This is a genomic window from Pelovirga sp. C15f, from assembly GCF_057178085.1.
Genome location: NZ_JBXUCV010000004.1, coordinates 79,991 through 95,543, shown reverse-complemented (window position 1 = coordinate 95,543; position 15,553 = coordinate 79,991). Strand labels below are relative to the sequence as shown.

General features: G+C 52.1%; 11 protein-coding genes. 3 read left to right on the top strand and 8 right to left on the bottom strand.

Features of this window, described 5'->3' with window-relative positions; all coding sequences use genetic code 11:
- Positions 1-85: 85 nt before the first annotated feature.
- The 5 genes from AC1931_RS10935 to AC1931_RS10915 all read right to left on the bottom strand — a co-directional run bounded on the left by AC1931_RS10935 (position 86) and on the right by AC1931_RS10915 (position 6,465).
- Positions 86-1,243: a TRAP transporter substrate-binding protein gene (locus tag AC1931_RS10935; RefSeq protein ID WP_483877300.1), complete on the bottom strand. Its 1,158-nt coding sequence runs from the start codon at positions 1,241-1,243 to the stop codon at positions 86-88.
- A 212-nt stretch (positions 1,244-1,455) separates the two neighbouring features.
- Complete coding sequence (locus tag AC1931_RS10930) at positions 1,456-2,775, bottom strand: sigma-54 interaction domain-containing protein (RefSeq protein WP_483877299.1); 1,320 nt, start codon at positions 2,773-2,775, stop codon at positions 1,456-1,458.
- A 191-nt stretch (positions 2,776-2,966) separates the two neighbouring features.
- Positions 2,967-3,725: a 3-hydroxybutyrate dehydrogenase gene (locus tag AC1931_RS10925; protein ID WP_483877298.1), complete on the bottom strand. Its 759-nt coding sequence runs from the start codon at positions 3,723-3,725 to the stop codon at positions 2,967-2,969.
- Between the two features lie 17 nt (positions 3,726-3,742).
- Positions 3,743-5,101 carry a 3-oxoacid CoA-transferase subunit B gene (locus AC1931_RS10920; RefSeq protein WP_483877297.1) on the bottom strand — a complete coding sequence of 453 codons (1,359 nt, stop codon included), beginning with the start codon at positions 5,099-5,101 and terminating at the stop codon, positions 3,743-3,745.
- A 188-nt stretch (positions 5,102-5,289) separates the two neighbouring features.
- Positions 5,290-6,465, bottom strand: a complete 1,176-nt coding sequence (locus tag AC1931_RS10915) for a thiolase family protein (protein WP_483877296.1) — start codon at positions 6,463-6,465, stop codon at positions 5,290-5,292.
- Positions 6,466-6,917: 452 nt separating this feature from the next.
- Between AC1931_RS10915 and AC1931_RS10910 the strand changes: the two genes are divergently transcribed.
- The 3 genes from AC1931_RS10910 (at position 6,918) to AC1931_RS10900 (ending at position 10,009) form a co-directional block, all read left to right on the top strand.
- A complete protein-coding gene (locus AC1931_RS10910) occupies positions 6,918-7,481 on the top strand; it encodes a LutC/YkgG family protein (protein ID WP_483877295.1) in 564 nt (187 codons plus the stop codon).
- 135 nt (positions 7,482-7,616) lie between these two features.
- Positions 7,617-9,812: an L-lactate dehydrogenase (quinone) large subunit LdhH gene (ldhH, locus tag AC1931_RS10905; protein ID WP_483877294.1), complete on the top strand. Its 2,196-nt coding sequence runs from the start codon at positions 7,617-7,619 to the stop codon at positions 9,810-9,812.
- Complete coding sequence (locus tag AC1931_RS10900; RefSeq protein WP_483877293.1) at positions 9,809-10,009, top strand: hypothetical protein; 201 nt, start codon at positions 9,809-9,811, stop codon at positions 10,007-10,009. Before ldhH ends, AC1931_RS10900 begins: the two co-directional genes overlap by 4 nt.
- 370 nt (positions 10,010-10,379) lie before the next feature.
- On the opposite strand, the gene glnA is transcribed toward AC1931_RS10900, so the two are convergent.
- The 3 genes from glnA to AC1931_RS10885 form a co-directional block, all read right to left on the bottom strand.
- Complete coding sequence (gene glnA / locus AC1931_RS10895; protein WP_483877292.1) at positions 10,380-11,771, bottom strand: type I glutamate--ammonia ligase; 1,392 nt, start codon at positions 11,769-11,771, stop codon at positions 10,380-10,382.
- Positions 11,772-11,884: 113 nt separating this feature from the next.
- Positions 11,885-13,447 (bottom strand): bifunctional aminoglycoside phosphotransferase/ATP-binding protein, encoded by a 1,563-nt coding sequence (locus AC1931_RS10890; protein ID WP_483877291.1) that lies wholly within the window; start codon positions 13,445-13,447, stop codon positions 11,885-11,887.
- Between the two features lie 270 nt (positions 13,448-13,717).
- Positions 13,718-15,412, bottom strand: a complete 1,695-nt coding sequence (locus AC1931_RS10885) for an L-lactate permease (protein ID WP_483877290.1) — start codon at positions 15,410-15,412, stop codon at positions 13,718-13,720.
- Between the last annotated feature and the right edge of the window lie 141 nt (positions 15,413-15,553).

The window sequence follows — 15,553 nt, the reverse complement described above, 5'->3', positions numbered from 1 at the left end:
TCTTCTCGCTTTAATAGTCAATACGGGTAGCAAGAAAGACGAGGGCCCGTTTGGGCCCCCGCCGGATTGAGTTTATGCGTTGGTGTTACTGGGTTCTTTTGCCGTTGATGTAGTCATCAATCGGCCAGGGAGTCAGGCCGCTGCGAATCTCGCGCCAGTCAGCAAAATCAACTTTGAACTGCTCTTGTGAATCGAGGGTTTTCTTCACATCGGGATGTTTTGCTTTAACTTCCTCGAGATATTCCTTGGTGCGCTTGGCAAAGGCGGTGATGGCTTCGTCATCCATCTTGACGAACTCGACCTTCTCTTTGAACATCTTGATGGCCTCAACGTTCAGGTTCTCCTGCCAGGCGTTTGACCAGAGCTGGGTTTCTTTGGCAGCGATTTTTACGATCCACTGCAGGTCTGCCGGCAGCTTGTTCCAGGCGTCCATGTTGATGAAGAGGGCGGATTGAACCGATGGCTGATGAGCGCCGGGGGAAATGACATACTTGGTGATTTCATCAAAACCCATCGGCCAGTTCATCGCCGGTGTAGAAAATTCAGCGGCATCGATAACGCCACGCTCCAGGGCCAGATAAACTTCGCCACCTGGTAGCGGAGTGACTGAGGCGCCAAGGGAATTGAGGATATCCATGTACCAACCCGGAGTCCGAATGCGCATGCCGCTGTAGTCAGACATTTTGGTTGCTTTGACGTTGGAGAAGAGGCCCATTTCCTGGCCACCATTGCCGCCGGGCAGGGCGTAGAGGTTGTAACGACCATAGAGTTCCTGCATTTGCTCCAGACCACCGCGCTCATAGAGCCAGATGTTGTAGCCTTCGGCGTCCAGTCCAAAAGGAACGGAAGCAAAAGAAACAAAGTTTTCGTTCTTGCCTTTCCAGTAGCCCGGCCAGTCGTGGCCGATTTCAGCGGACCCTTTGCTGACGGCATCAAAAGATTCCATAGCACCGACCAATTCACCGGCCGAGAACAGCTTGATTTCAAGACGTCCGCCGGATGCCAGGGCTACCGAATCTGCAAAATGCTGAGCCATATCATAAAACAGCAGGCCTTTGCTCCAGGGCATGACCATCTTCCAACGGAAGGTTTCCGTTGATGGTTTGATGGTACGCAACTCTCTTTTTACTTCTTCGTGGCGTTTGTCGACACCGAACTTGTCTCGCTTGGCGGCAAAGGCATTGGGTGCCAGTGCCAGGGTCAGGATCAGAACCAGCCCGATTAATATTCTGATTTGTTTCATTGTGTGGCCTCCTTGGTTTTTTGCTGATGTTAGTCTGACGAAGAAACCGTCAGGGCAGAAATTCATGATTGTAAAATTGTTATACCGGACAAAAGGTAAAGTGGCATTACCAATTTCCAGAAAAGTAATTTTATTTACTTATATTGTCAAGTAAATAAAACATTGTTTTTTGTTAAGTCCTGATTCCTTGGAAGTGGTCTTTTGTCAATCACTCAGGATCTTTTCCGTTCATTGATGCATTTAAGTTTACGGGCGGCGCTTGCCTGACTAATTCCCAGCACTGAAGCAACACGACGACTGGTTTTGTATTGTTCCTGGGTCTGTAGCAGGATTTCCCGTTCCCGTTCCGCAAGAATGTCTTTTAGTCGCTGTCCGGAGGAAAGTGCCGCAGTGACCCCCGGAATCTGGGCTTTATCGGGAGTAATCAGGTCACCGATGGTAGTGACGATACAACGTTCGATCAAATTCTCCAGTTCCCGGATGTTGCCTTTCCAGGTCATGCCGACAAGCTGGTTGATCAAGCTTTCTGAAAAGCGTTTGTAACTGTTGTATTTACGGTTGTACTTCTCTGAGAAATGGTGGATCAGGGTCGGAATGTCCTCCCGGCGTTCCCTGAGGGGCGGGATCGTGATCGGGACAACGTTAAGGCGATAGAACAGATCCTCTCGGAACAGTCCGAGGCTTACCTGCTCCGCAAGATTCTTATTCGTGGCGGCAATCAGTCGGATATTTGCATGTTGAACCTTACGGCCGCCGACCCGGTAAAACTCCTTGTCCTGGATCACGCCCAGCAGTTTGGATTGCAGATGGATCGGAAGTTCGGAAATTTCGTCGAGAAAAACAGTTCCGTCTTCCGCCATTTCGAGCAGGCCGGGTTTGCCTTTGTGATCTGCGCCAGTGAAGGCCCCCGCTTCGTAACCGAAAAGTTCCGATTCAATCAGGTTTTCCGGGATGGCAGCGCAGTTGATCTGCATCAGTGCCTTGGTCTTGCGTTCGCTGGATCGGTGGATGGTTCTGGCCAGCAGGCTTTTACCAACACCTGATTCGCCGTTTAAGAGAATAGTGGAATCAGTAGCTGCAACCCGCAACGCCAGATCAATGATTTCCATCATTTTGTCACTGCAGGTGACAATATCATCCTCACTGAGTCGCTGGTTGCGGGCCGTATCCGCATCAATTTGCTGGCTGTACTGTACAACTGTCAAATCCCAGATAGTGTTGATAACGTATTCGATATCCCCCGCAGCATTAAAAATCGGGCGCCCCTTGACCAGAAGTTTCCGGTTGGTGCTGGTCGAGTAGGTTGCCGTCACCGGGCATTTTCGTTCAAGAACCAGCAAGCTGGCGGAGCCGGAAAAATAATTATCCTTGCCGACCAGATCGTAAAGGCTGCGACCTACCAGTTCAGCATTGGTGAAGCCCGACATTTCTTCAAAGGTTTTGTTGACGCCGATAGTGACCCCCTTGCCGTCGACGACAAAAATCCCATTGTAGAGATTATCAAAAATGATTTCGTGAAGCTTTTTGTCCATAGTGCCCTTATAGTCGTGCCGTTCGGAACCCGGGTTGCACGGGATGCACGTTTTTGATTCGCAAAACGTACAGTTTTCTCAAGATCAAGGAAATCAAGGTGTTGTGCTTAAGGCGTAGTACTTTTCGTCGCACGGGTAACGCCGCAGAGCGACACAGAGATTGCGGGACAGGGCCGTTTCCGGACAGAAACCTAGTTGGCCGTCCAGCCACAGTCAACCGTCATGGTGCTGCCGGTAATACAGCGCGCGGCATCGGAACAAAGAAACACCACAACTTCGCCCAGCTCGTCGGGTTCAACCATCCGTTTTATGGCCTGTTTTTTCAATAATACTTTCTCAAGGACTTCTTCACGACTGATGCCGTGGGTTTTTGCCTGATCGTCAATCTGACCATCTACCAGCGGGGTACGAACATAGCCGGGACAGATGCTGTTGACAGTGATTCCGTATGGAGCACCTTCCAGCGCTGTCGTTTTTGTCAGACCGTTCATACCGTGTTTGGCCGAAACGTAGGCGACTTTAAACTCTGATGCCCGCAAGCCGTGGACAGAGTTCAGGTTGATGATCCTGCCCCAGCCGTTCTCGCGCATGGACGGCCAGAAATATTTGGTCAGCAAAAATGGTGCGGTCAGCATCAGATTAATGATGAATGACCATTTTTCCTCCGGGAACTCATCGATGGGAGCCACATGCTGGATACCGGCGTTGTTGACCAGAATATCACAGCCGCCGCAGGTTGTTAAAACCGCATCTGCGAGGGCGCGGCATCCTGCTGCGGTACTGAGGTCGGCCTTGATAAAGAGGCCACCGATACGATTGGCCTCTCTGTTTCCCGCCTCTTCGTTGATGTCTGCCAGAACCACCTTGTTGCCGCTATGGGCCAGCGCTTTAGCGATAGCCAGGCCGATGCCGCTGGCGGCGCCGGTTACTACTGCAATACGTTCGGTCATCTTGGAGCTCTCCTTGGTTATTTCAATGTTTCAGCAATATGGAACGGACAGGAGGTCTTTTCCTTGACCAGTTCAAGGCTTGACTCGGGTGCCAGCTCAATCAGGGTGAGTCCCATTTCGGCATCGACCTCAAAGACCGCCAGATCGGTTACTATCATATCAACGACGTTTTTACCGGTCAGCGGCAGGGTGCACTCGGTCATCAGTTTTGAGGTGCCGTCCTTGGCACAGTGGTCCATCATGATGACAATTTTCTTCACCCCGGAGACCAGGTCCATGGCTCCGCCCGGTCCTTTGACCATGCTGCCGGGGATCATCCAGTTGGCCAGATCTCCGTACTGTGAAACCTGCATGGCGCCTAATACCGACATGTCGATGTGGCCGCCGCGCACCATGGCAAAGGATTCGGCGCTGTCGAAAAAGGCGCCGCCGGGCAGCCAGGTGATGGTCTGTTTGCCGGCGTTGATCAGATCGGCGTCTTCCTTGCCTTCTTCCGGAAAGGGGCCGACTCCCATCAGACCGTTTTCAGCATGAAGCGTGACGGTGATATTGTCGGGGATGTAGTTTGCGACCAGGGTCGGCATGCCGATGCCGAGGTTGGCATACATACCATCCTTGAATTCCTTGCTGATTCTTTTGGCTTGCCACTCGCGGGCCGGGGTAAAGCCTTTGACGGTCATCTTGCCGGCCAGGGTGCGTTGTTCGATCGGCTTTTCGAGATCGGTGCTGATCAGGATGCGGTCGACGTAATTGCCGGGAACATGAATCTGATGAGGATCCAGCTCGCCGATTTCGACAACTTCTTCGACTTCAACAACGGTGACACGGCCCGCTTTGGCACAGGCGGCGTTGAAGTTGTTGGCGGTGTAGCGGAAGATCAGGTTGCCGGCCTTGTCAGCTTTCCAGGCTTTCACAATCGCCAGATCGGCGACAATGCTTGTCTCCATGACGAATTCTTTTCCGTCAAACGTCTGGATCGGTTTGTTCTCGGCGAGTACCGTCCCATACCCGGTACGGGTGAAAAATGCCGGTATGCCGGCACCACCCGCCCTCAGTTTTTCCGCCAGGGTGCCTTGAGGGGTCAGTTCCAGCTCCAGTTCGCCACTTAAAAACTGTTGTTCAAAAAGGGCATTCTCACCGACATACGATGAAATCATTTTTTTGATCTGACGGGTCTGCAGCAACCAGCCAAGGCCGAAATTGTCAACCCCGGCGTTATTGCTGACGACGGTCAGGCCGTTCACGCCGCTGTCGCGCAGGGCTTTAATCAGGTTTTCGGGGATGCCGCATAGGCCAAAACCACCGGCAGCAATGGTCATGTTGTTCCGGGCCAGCCCTGCAAGGGCCTTGGCGGCTTCGGTATAGATCGGTTTCATCTTGTTTCTCCTATGAAAAGTACAACGTTCATTTCATCTCAGGGGCACAGAGTCACGGAAAAAAGCTGGAAAAGAATTAAAGCCTAATTGGCAGTATAACCCCAGAAGGCATCAGGTCTTTTTAGAGATCTAGGACCAATGAAGCTCTTCTTTCTCTGTGTCTCTGTGACCCTGTGGTAAGTCCGGTTTTAAATTAACTCAAAAATCGCCGCTACCGCTTCACCGCCACCAATACACAGCGTGGCAAGGCCATATTTTTCTTTACGGGCATGCATTTCGCGGATCAGGGTGGCAACCAGGCGCGCGCCGCTGGCACCGATGGGATGGCCAATGGCAACCGCGCCACCGTTGACATTAACCCGTTCCGGATCCAGTCCGAGTTCCCTTATCGCCACCAGGGGAACCGCTGAGAAGGCTTCGTTGATTTCAAACAGACCGATGTCTTCCAGTTTCAGCCCGGCTTTATGGCAGCAGCGACGGATGGCATCGACCGGAGCTTCAGCAAAAAGATTGGGATGAATACTGTTGGTAGCGCCGGCTACCAGGCGAGCCAGGGGCGTCAGGTTGTGGGAAGCGACGGCTTCAGCACCTGAAAGAAGAACCATGCCCGCACCATCGTTAATAGTCGAGGCGTTTCCTGCGGTGATGGTGCCGGACTTGCTGAATGCCGGCCGCAGATCGGCGAGTTTGTTTACTGCACCGCGAAAAGGCTCCTCATCGGTAGCGATGGTGGTTTCTCCCTTGCGGGACCTGATAACGACCTCTACCAGTTCATCAGCAAAGGTGTTGTTGGTGACGGCCGCCTGGGCGCGCTCGTAGGAGCGTCTGGCAAAGATATCTTGCTCGCCACGGTTTATACCCTTGGCGGCAATCCATTCTTCCGTAATTTCCCCCATGTGTTTTTTGGAATAGGGATCCTGCAGCCCATCGTAGATGATCAGGTCAACCATTTCACCGTTCCCGAGGCGCTGGCCAAAACGGGCTTTAGGTAGAGCATAAGGGGCCTGCGACATGCTTTCCATGCCGCCGGCCAGGACAATGCGGGAATTTCCGAGAGCAATGCCGTCAGCTCCCAGCAGGATCGATTTAAGGCCGCTGCCACAGACCTTATTTATTGTCATGGCTGCCGTGCTGTCTGGTATCCCGGCCATGCGCATAACCTGGCGCGCCGGAGCCTGGGCGGCGCCGCCCTGGAGAACCTGGCCAATAATGACTTCATCGATGGCCTCTGCGGGCAGCGCTATGGAATCCAGGATATTCCTGGTGGTTTGCGCCGCCAGTTCCATTGCGGTCAGTTCGCTGAGCGTTCCGCCGAAGGAGCCGAAAGGTGTGCGTTTCGCGCAGATGACGTAGACATCACTCATGATATAATCCTTTATGTAATATGGTTGCCTGGCCCGCCCTTTAAAGCAATTAGCGTTCCACAAATAAAAAAACGTTTTATTTCATGCGGTTGCCGGGTTGCCGTTGATCCGAGACCTGACTTTTGACTCAAAAAAGATTCAAAAAATGTAAAAATATTTATAAGTATATACAATTCAGATAGTAATATTGACCCAATAATGAGTCAATGTGAAACTATAATGAATCAAAAACCGGGGGAAGCAAAGGTGTTGTGTCTATCTATCTATCAATTTTCTGGTGACGGACTGATTATTGAGCAGAGTTTCTGCTACTGAAAAAACAATGGTTATTGACAAAGGTAAGAAGAGTATACTATGGAAGTGGTCTTACCAAATTCAAGAGCCTGGCCGGAATGTAACTCGTATAGATGTAAGTTGGAAACGAGAGGGTCTCTCAGCAGGGAGAAAGTACCATGGTAGAAAAACATCTGGGTCATCGATTTATGGAAGCTGCCGGTCGCGTCGGGGCTGTTACTGTGTCCTGTCCGACATTGCAAGATGCTGTCGATTATGTTGCGCGCACGGCGGTCGGTAGAGCTTTGGTTCCTCAGACGGCACTGGCACAAAGGGTTCAGTTGCGTCCGTTACTGGAAGCTGCCGGAGTAGAGGTTTTTACTGGTAGTTTTCGTGACGCTGGTCAGTTGCCTGGCGCCGGTATCACCCTCTGTAACTTTGCCATGGCGGATACCGGTACGGTTGTTCTAGACAGCACCAGTGAGGATGTCCGGTTGGCAACAACCATTCCCGAAATCCATTTTGTTCTTCTCGATCCGGCTAAAATCCTCCCTGACAACCTGGCCGCAGCTGCTCCTATGAGTGCGCTGTATGGAGGCTCTGAGCCACGCTTTGTCGCCTACATTACGGGTCCCAGCCGTACTGCCGACATAGAACGGGTGCTGACCATCGGCTGCCATGGTCCCCGTGAACTCCATATTCTGCTTGTCCCTGACATCTCTGATGATGTGATGGAGATCTAGGGGACGGGGATAGTCATTGGGTGTGATAACTCGTGACCCGAGGTGGGTCTAGAGGATGTACGGGGCACTTTGTTACACCCGCTGCTGTCGATTTGATCCGGAAAAAATCTGACAACGATCGCTGAGGAGATAACCATGGCCGCTACCGCCGATTTTAAAAAAAGCGTCGAGAATGCCCTCGCCAAACCCAAGCTTAGTGAGGCTTTACACCTTTTTGGTGATGCCTATCTGATTGCTCGGGAAAATGCCTTTCGTGGGCTCGATTTTGATCAGCTGCGAATCGAGTTGGCGGCCATTAAAGACGATGTCAGGGAACGTCGCAAGGACCTGCTTGCCCAATTTATTGCTAACGCCGAGGCAGCAGGCTCTAAAGTCTTTGTCGCCAAAGATACCCGTGAGGCCAATGAGTATGTTGTCAATCTGGCCCGAGAGAAAAACGCCGGGTTGATAGCAAAATCCAAATCGATGGTATCGGAAGAGGCGCATCTCAACAAAGCTTTAGAGGCGGCTGGCGTGCGTGCCGCTGAAACCGATCTGGGCGAGTGGATTGTTCAACTTGCCGGTCAGCGTCCTTCGCACCTGGTGATGCCTGCCATTCATATGTTCAAGGAGGAGGTCGCCGAACTGTTCAGCAAGGCGATCGGCGAACCCCTCGAAGCAGATATCAGAACCCTTGTCGATGCTGCCCGAAAGCAGCTGCGCAAGGAGTATTTTGATGCGGATATCGGTCTGACCGGAGCCAACTTCCTGGTGGCTGAAACCGGTGGTATCGGTCTGGTCACCAACGAAGGAAATGCGCGCCTGTGTGCCACTCTGCCGAAGGTTCATGTGGTATTTGCCGGCATCCACAAACTCGTCCGCAACATTGAAGATGCCATCAAGATAACCCGGCTCTTGCCGCGCAATGCAACCGGTCAGTTGCTGACCTCCTATGTGACCTGGATTCGCGGGGCGGTGCCGACCCCCGGCAATGATAAGGAACAACACATTGTGCTGATTGATGGTGGCCGTGAGGCACTATACGAATCGCCGGTGTGCCGTGACGCTCTGCGCTGTATTCAGTGTGGGGCCTGTGCCAATGTGTGCCCGGTATATCAGACCGTCGGAGGTCATGTTTTCGGCAGTATTTACATTTCTGCCATCGGTATTATTCTCACCGCTTTTTATGAGGGCCTGGACAAGGCAAAAGAAATTACCCGTGCCTGTATTGGCTGTCGCTCCTGTACTGCTGTCTGCCCGGCCAATATTGATCTTGAAGAAATTATTCTTCATCTGCGTCAGCAGGTCACCAAAGAATACGGTATGGGGCTGGTCAAAAATATCACCTTCAAAACGGTGATGCGCAATCGCGCCCTGTTCCACAATATGATCAAGGCCGCTTCCAAACTACAGAAGCCGGTAACCCGGCAAAAAGAAGGCCAGCCCGCTACCCGGGTGATCCGCCATTTGCCGATGCATTTCATGGACAAGGATCTGACCCAATGGCGTGATCTGCCGGCAGTGGCACCAACATCGTTCCGTGATCTTTTCGCCGAAATTGACCAGAAGATTGATAACCCTCGTTACCGGGTCGGCTTTTTTGTCGGCTGCGGGGCTGATTTCGTTTATCCCGAGGTCGGTGTCAGCCTGGTCAAGGTTCTCAACCATCTCGGCGTTGAAGTCGTTTTTCCGAAATCCCAGAACTGCTGTGGTATACCCGCCCTTTACGCCGGTGACACGGAAACCGGGGTTGAGCTTGCCAAACAGAACGTCAAGGCTTTTTATGAGGCTGATGTCGACTACGTGTTATGTGTCTGCCCGACCTGCACCATGGGGGTGAAGCGCGATTTCGTTGAACGGCTGGTCGATGACCCGATCTGGTCACAGCGTGCCATCGGTTTGTCAGAAAAAACCATGGATGCCGTCGCTTTTCTGGAGAATATCCTCAAGGCTTCGGATCTTCTCAAGACATCATCTGCTGGCCGCGTAACCTATCATGATTCATGCCACTTAAAGCGTGGCAACGATGTCTGGCAGGAGCCGCGCGCGCTGCTCAAGGCAACGGGCTACGAGCTTGAGGAGATGAAAAACAGCGATCGTTGTTGCGGTTTCGGTGGGACCTATTCGTTTTTAAGTCATCCGCAGATTTCCCGCCAGATAGCCGGTGACAAGGTCGAGAGCATCAAAGCCGTCGGCGTCAAAACCGTTGCCATGGACTGCCCCGGCTGCATGATCATGGTCGGTGGCAGTATGGGCAAGGCCGACCCGACGGTGCGTTGTGCACACACCATGGAGTTGCTGGCTGAAGCTATTGATGCCACTCACGGCAACCCGGACAGGAGAAAAGGATGAGCGGACGTTTGCCAGTTGTCGATAACCTATGTCGCAATCCGGAAAATCATCAGCGTCATATCTGTGAGCTCAAGTCCGCCGGGCGGTATGAGGAGATTCAGCGCCTGATCGCTGAACCGCGGTTTATCTGTGGTAATTGCGGTAGCAAGGCCAACGAAGCAGGGGCCCTTTGTGCTCCTGGACCCTGGCACAAGTAAAAAACTCAAGGTAAAAAAAAGATAACAACCATCCTGGTCAAGAATTTTGTTGACACCCGCAGGTTGGTTATTATATTAAATGGTCTTACCAGCGACTTGTTGAACCAGATGGTGCCCGGCAGCTGCCGGTTAAAAATAAAAACCAGAAAAATTCGTTTGTTGCCGTGAGACTCTCTCTCCCACGTGCTTGGCCCCGTCAGGATCTCCTCCCTGACGGGGCATTTTTTTTAGGGTGTCGGAAAATCTTTCACCAGCTGCGTCCGTTTGTGAACAGTTGCAATGGTCTCACGGCTTCGACGTATATGGGAACGCCTCATTGATCGGCTTTTGCGCGCCGTGCATTAGGCGCTTTTTGCTCAGTCATCTGATGTCAAAAGTTCTTCATGTAGGTGTTAATCTCCCAATCGGTAACCGCCGTCCGCCAGGCATCCCACTCTTTTTCTTTTCCCTCGATATATTTCGTGTAAATGTGATCGCCGAGAGCCTCTTTGGAAAGCGGATTGGCTTTTAGCGCTTCAATGGCTTCATGCAGGTTGGCGGGCAGGCAGATAACACCGGCAGCATCCATCTCGGCTGCTGTCATGTGATAAATATCCATGTTGACCGGATCTGGTGCCGGGAGCTTGTTGACAACGCCGTCCAAACCTGCTTTGAGCATCATCGCCATGGCCAGATACGGGTTGCATGAAGGATCGGGGCTGCGGACTTCGGTTCGGGTACTTAAGCCGCGGGAAGAGGGGATGCGCACCAGAGCTGAACGGTTGGAGCCGGACCAGGCGACATAAACCGGGGCCTCATATCCGGGAACCAGGCGTTTATAGGAGTTGACCAGGGGGTTGGTGACGGCGGTAAAGCTGCGTGCATTCTTCAAGATACCGGCGATGTAATGGTAGGCAATAGTGCTGAGCTTCATGGGGCCGTTTTCGTCAAAAAATGCGTTGGTGCCATCAAGGTTGAACAGCGACTGGTTGGTGTGCATTCCTGAACCGTTGATGCCATAGACCGGCTTGGGCATGAAAGTCGCGTGAAAGCCGTGTTTTGCGGCGATGGAGCGAACTACCCACTTGAAGGTGAGGGTGTTGTCGGCGGCGGTCAGCGCGTCGGAATATTTGAAGTTGATTTCATGTTGCCCTTCCGCAACCTCGTGATGGGAAGCTTCAACCTCAAAACCCATGGCTTCAAGGGTATCGATAATCTCACGACGGCAATTGATGCCGGTATCATCGGGATCGACATCAAAGTACCCGGCGACATCATTGGTGCTGGTTGAGAGGATTCTGCCTTCATCTTTTTGAAACAGGAAAAATTCACACTCAGTGCCGACATTCATGGAGTAGCCGAGATCTTTGGCTTCAGCCAGAACCCTCTTCAGGTTCACCCGCGGGCACCCAATAAAAGGGGTGCCGTCCGCCTTGTAGACGTCACAGATAATCCGCGCGGCATTGACGCCGTCCTTGTTGCGCCACGGCAGAACAACAAAGGTGTTAAAATCAGGTTTCAGATACATGTCCGACTCGTTGATACGCACAAAACCGTCAATCGACGACCCATCGAACATCATCATGCCATCGAGTGCCTTGTTGATCTGACTGATCGGTAAAGAGACGTTCTTCATGAAACCGAAGATGTCGACAAATTGCAGACGGAAAAAGTTGACATTGTGTATCTTGATGGCTTCCATGATCTCGTTGCGGGTCATAAAGTGCTCTCCTGGGTCGTCGGGGTGGATGGAAAATGTGCGGTGGCGGGCTGAACTGATCATTGCTCGCTCATTCTACTTGATTATTGCTGGATGATAAAGCGGCACTTTTTTCAGTCGCATGCTTCATGCTCTATCCAGGGAATGGTTTGAGCATGTTGCCGGTCCGCTTCTTTCTAGCGGGTCAAGCTTCGGTTGAGTTTTTTGCCGATGTTTTTCTCGTCGGTATGCTCAACAATGGCGATACTGATTCTCTGTTCCGGCACCGACAGCGGCTCCGCGTGGGTCAGCTGAAAATCCAGTACGCTTTCATCCGCATCGGAGAGGTTGCCTCCCTTTTTTACGCGGAGTTTAAGCCGTTGGCGTAACAGCTCTTCGTGCAACTGAAAATCAAGGATGATCAAAGGACATTGCCGGGTTATTGCCAGCTGTTGCATTTGTTGCCGATCTGCTTGTTTGATAAAGGTTGCATCGACAATCGCGCTGTAGCCGGCATCAAGAATAAGGGAGGCCAGCTGATTGAGGCGGTCGTAGGTTCTCCGGCTTGCGGTGGAGCTGTAAATCCCTTTCTGCAACGCTGCTTTGCCGGACTGTCTGGCCTGAAGATGATGAAGACGTTTGCGTTCCAGATCGGAATGGATGCAGATGGCCCCAATAGCGGGTGCCAGTCCGTTAACGAAGGTCGTTTTTCCTGACCCTGATAAGCCATGGGTAATGATCAGTTGGGGTGGTTGGGGTTGCGTGTAGCTTGCAGCAAGCGCCAGGTAACTTTCAAACTGTTCAAGATCGGTGCAGCGTTCCTGAGTTGACAGGCCCGGCTGGCGCAAGCGCAAACAGAAAACTTTGGCTCTGACCATGGCGCGATATACCTGATAAAAGCGTAAAACTTTGAGGCCGTCATAGTCACCTGTATGGCGCAGGTAGGCATTGAGAAAGCACCAGGCGAACTGACGGCGGCCGCGATCATCAAGATCCATCACCAGAAAGGCGATATCGTTGATGGTATCAATCCAGCGCAGATTCTCATTAAATTCAATACAGTCAAACAGTAGCGGCTGATCATGAACCCAGGCCATATTGGCCAGGTGCATGTCACCGTGGCATTCTCGGATCAAACCATTTTCACGTCGTGCAAGCAGGACAGGCTTCAGGTCTGAGAAGATTGATTCGCTCCAGTCTTCGATGGTGCTGATTTTCTCAAGCGCGGCACTGTCTTGGAGTACAGCCTTGATCTGCGCGAAATTCTGGCGCACCGGCTCGATGATACTCTCCGGCGTTCCGAAATGGTTATGGCGGTCAGCTTGGGCGGCCTGCAAGTGATATTCAGCAATTTTTTCAGCAAACTCGATTAATACACCAACATCCAGGGTTCCAGCTGTCAGCATCCGGTCGAGCTGGTTCTTCTGGGGAAATCGGCGCATCTTCAGCAGGTAGGCCAATGCCGGTTCCTGGTTAAGACGCGGCTGGTCAACGGAGCCGCCGACAGGGATGACTTCAAGATAAAGTTCCGGGGCAAAGCGGCGATTGAGCCGGAGTTCTTCAGTGCAGAAAAAATGGCGTTTGGTATGGCTGGAAAAGTCGAGAAAACCAAAATTGACCGGTTTTTTCATCTTGTAGGCGTGGTCACCGTTTAAAAAAATCCACGAGGCGTGGGTTTCGATCAGCTCCACTGTCGGGTCCTGGGTCCCGAAGAAGGAAGGTTCAAGCATGTGCTTGACGAGTTTACGGTGCTTCTCCATGACTCTGCCTTTATGGGCAATTTGTCAGCGGCGGTAAAATTATTTTCCTGGTTTGAGTTGAAGTGTAATCGATGAGGTGGGTTTAGCAAGGGTTTATCGGTGCGCTGAACCACCAGGCAGCTCAGGAAAAACAGAGGAATTGATTAAAAGTCTGCGATACTCCGGGGGTGAGGGTATGAACCGGAATCAGGGGGCACAAAAATCATTGTGCCCCCTGATTTGAGCTTAACCGGCACTGTGGCTCAACAGTTATTCGCTATCCTGCCGGCCCTAGAGCCCCATCAGGGGATCCGTCAGACCAAACACGTACATGGCCACAAGGCCCAGGATTCCGGTAGCAAGCACATAAAAGACGGTTGGAATAATTGTCATGCGAATTGTCCTGCCTTCCTGCCCGAGGAGCCCAACGGTTGCCGATGCGGCAACCACATTATGAATAGCGACCATGTTACCAGCTGCTGCGCCCATTGCCTGCAGGGCAATCATGACCGCACCGGAAACACTCAGGGCGTTCGCCACTTCGAGTTGGAACTGGCTGAGCATCATGTTGCTGACGGTGTTCGAGCCGGCGATAAATGCACCCAGGCCGCCAACTGTCGGAGCAAGTAGCGGATAGATGGAACCAAAGGTCACAGCGACAAAGTCGGCCATGGCTACAGGCATGGATGCCAGATCAGCGCCGTTAACCCCTGAATTGATCAGAATCCGTACCATCGGGATGGTGAACATCAAAACGAATCCGGCGCCAATAAGGGTTTTGCCCGCAGAACTGGCCGCTTCGGTAAACTGCGAGAATTTCATTCTGTGAAGGAACAGGGTCAGTATACAAACGAAGAGTAAAATTCCACCGGGGAGATAGAGCGGTTGAATGCTGCTGCTCACGCCCGTTTCTCCAAGAATGTTTGACCAGCCGAATGAGAGACTGAGCAGTGCCGATTTGAGAGCTGGGAAGACCCGGCTGGCGACGAGAATCAAGGCCACCAGCAGATACGGGGTCCAGGCCATGGCCAGTGAGATTTTTCGCTCATCGAGGCTGGGTTTTTTGGGAACGATGGTGCCAAACCAGGCCTTTGGCCACTCTTCTTGTGGAGCAAAATCCCAAACGGTTTTGGGTGCCAGGAAGCCTTTTTTTGCTGCCGGGACAACAATGGCCATGCCGACCAGGGCGCCGACGATAGAAGGAAATTCGGGACCAAGAAAGATACCGGTCAGGGCGTAGGGTACAGCAAAGGCCAGCCCGGTAAAAAGAGCGAAAGGTGCCATTTCCAGCCCCTCTTTCCAGCTCTTGTTTTTGCCGAAAAAACGGGTAAGCATCATGACCATCAGTAGCGGCATCAGGGTGCCGACGATGGCATGTCCAATAGCTACTTCAGAAGTAATGATTTGCAGAAAAACTTCCCAGCTTGAACCGCTAGCGTTGAGTTGGTTGCCAATGGCAATATGATCCAGTCCATTGGTTACACCGATGAGAATGGGAGTTCCAACGGCACCGAAAGAAACCGGCGTTGATTGAATCATCATGCCAACCATGATGGCGCCCAGGGCGGGAAAGCCGATAGCGACCAGCAATGGTGCGGCGATGGCGGCCGGGGTACCAAAACCCGAAGCGCCTTCGATAAAGCAGCCGAAAAGCCATGCCAGAATAAGAACCTGGATGCGTCGATCCGGACTGATGTTCGTGAACCCTGCCCGGATTGTTGAAATAGCGCCGGAATTCTGAAGGGTATTGAGCAGCATGATCGCTCCAAAAATAATCCAGAGCACTGCAGCGGTGACAATGATGCCCTGGAACGTTGAGGCGAGAACACGGTTCAGGCTCATCTCCCAGAAGAACAGTGCGATGCCTGCTGCTGAAAGATAAACAATGGGCATAGCTCGCCGTGCCGGCCATTGAAGGCCAACCAGCAGCACGGCTGCGATAATAATTGGTGTAGCTGCAAGTAGTGCCTGGATCCCTGGTGACATAGTATTTCCTCTTGCGAAAAGGTTTATTGTGCGTCAGGACTATCCTGTGATGGATAAGAGTTTAAGCAATAAGGCGTTTCCGAAAAAATCAGATAACTTCGGCGTCGGCGCCCCTTATTTGATCAACTTGCTGTAGTCGGT

Excerpts from the sequence above, each read along its gene's own strand:
- AC1931_RS10935 (WP_483877300.1), bottom strand. The coding sequence starts at position 1,243 with ATGAAACAAATCAGAATATTAATCGGGCTGGTTCTGATCCTGACCCTG.
- AC1931_RS10930 (WP_483877299.1), bottom strand. The coding sequence starts at position 2,775 with ATGGACAAAAAGCTTCACGAAATCATTTTTGATAATCTCTACAATGGG.
- AC1931_RS10925 (WP_483877298.1), bottom strand. The coding sequence starts at position 3,725 with ATGACCGAACGTATTGCAGTAGTAACCGGCGCCGCCAGCGGCATCGGC.
- AC1931_RS10920 (WP_483877297.1), bottom strand. The coding sequence starts at position 5,101 with ATGAAACCGATCTATACCGAAGCCGCCAAGGCCCTTGCAGGGCTGGCC.
- AC1931_RS10915 (WP_483877296.1), bottom strand. The coding sequence starts at position 6,465 with ATGAGTGATGTCTACGTCATCTGCGCGAAACGCACACCTTTCGGCTCC.
- AC1931_RS10910 (WP_483877295.1), top strand. The coding sequence starts at position 6,918 with ATGGTAGAAAAACATCTGGGTCATCGATTTATGGAAGCTGCCGGTCGC.
- ldhH (WP_483877294.1), top strand. The coding sequence starts at position 7,617 with ATGGCCGCTACCGCCGATTTTAAAAAAAGCGTCGAGAATGCCCTCGCC.
- AC1931_RS10900 (WP_483877293.1), top strand. The coding sequence starts at position 9,809 with ATGAGCGGACGTTTGCCAGTTGTCGATAACCTATGTCGCAATCCGGAA.
- glnA (WP_483877292.1), bottom strand. The coding sequence starts at position 11,771 with ATGATCAGTTCAGCCCGCCACCGCACATTTTCCATCCACCCCGACGAC.
- AC1931_RS10890 (WP_483877291.1), bottom strand. The coding sequence starts at position 13,447 with ATGGAGAAGCACCGTAAACTCGTCAAGCACATGCTTGAACCTTCCTTC.
- AC1931_RS10885 (WP_483877290.1), bottom strand. The coding sequence starts at position 15,412 with ATGTCACCAGGGATCCAGGCACTACTTGCAGCTACACCAATTATTATC.